Source organism: Hydrogenivirga sp. 128-5-R1-1 (assembly GCF_000171895.1).
This window is the reverse complement of record NZ_ABHJ01000480.1, coordinates 1-1,143: the sequence shown is the minus strand read 5'-3', so window position 1 is coordinate 1,143 and position 1,143 is coordinate 1. Positions and strand designations below refer to the sequence as shown.

The 1,143-nt window shown below is 25.8% G+C and carries 2 protein-coding genes; both read right to left on the bottom strand.

What is annotated here, in order from left to right; translation table 11 throughout:
• Positions 1–676: hypothetical protein (locus HG1285_RS00535; protein WP_008289641.1), on the bottom strand; the 676-nt coding region annotated here is incomplete at its 3' end.
• Positions 673–1,143, bottom strand: a 471-nt coding sequence (locus HG1285_RS20105; protein ID WP_008289640.1) for a hypothetical protein, incomplete at its 5' end; no start/stop codon positions are given. The genes HG1285_RS20105 and HG1285_RS00535, both read right to left, overlap by 4 nt.

Genomic DNA, 1,143 nt, shown 5'->3' with positions numbered 1-1,143 from the left:
TTCTCGGCAGAAATATTGCAGTACCTTTTCTTATATCAAATGGATTTAACAGTGGATTAGCTTCTCTAAGCTCATCAAACTCCATATCTACTTTATAACCAACTTCGTATAAGGTCTGGTTCTTATCTGAAAAATAAATTTTATTAATTCCAAAAAGCCTTGAATTTTCAAAAGGGAAAATATTTACATAGGGCGTGAACTTTTTAAGCTCCTCAGGTAGTGGAAATGGCTTTCTTTTAAATTCCCATATGTATTTAAATTTATTTAAAAAATACTGCCTTTTATCAGGACGGTCTAAAAATAGATTATTAATTAAAGCAAATATTTTCTTTGAGCTGTCTTCATCAATAAAATTTTTATACTTGTAGAGATACTTTGCAACATAATTTTCCATAGCCCATCTGTTTTTAGTTCTGTAATAAGTATGGGCTAAAAGCTCTAAAATTTTACTAAAGTTTTTATCGGTAGGGGGAGCGGTTTTTAAAAATTTAAGACAGTTTTTTTCTGTTATGTCATATAATCCTTCGTTATAACTTTCAAAAGCAACTTTAAATTCCTGTAGAAGTTTTGTTTTTTCTGCCTGAATAGAAGCTTTTTCTAAAAGTTCATCTACAGATGCAAATGCAAATAGTTTAATTACAAAAAAGCTTAGGAGAATAAGTTTTATATACATCATAAACTTTTTATTATTCGCTGAATTTGTTCTTTTAATTCTGGAAATTGTTTTTGTAAATTTTCTAAACAATCTTTATCTTTCTCATTTCCATAGTAGTAAATATAATTCAAGAATTCCTTTATAAACTTCATATTTTTTGTATTAATTATAAATTCTTTAAGTGTTTCTTTACAGCTATTTTCAGGTAGATGTATCAATATACAAAATCCAAAAAATTTTTCTTTTTTATTATAACTTTTTATTAGTCTCAGTGCTATATCCTGACATTGTTTTGCATTTAATTGGGCAAATTTTAAAAAGGCTTCTTTTAGAGCTTTATTATTTGAATGTATTATTTCTTTGTAAAGGTTTATATCCTGCTTCCTTTTTGGACAATTATCTAATCTTGAAAATAAATATGTAATTATATCCTTGTGTTTATTCTTTTCATCTTTTACTTGATTTATTATATTTCTTAACAAAAAATA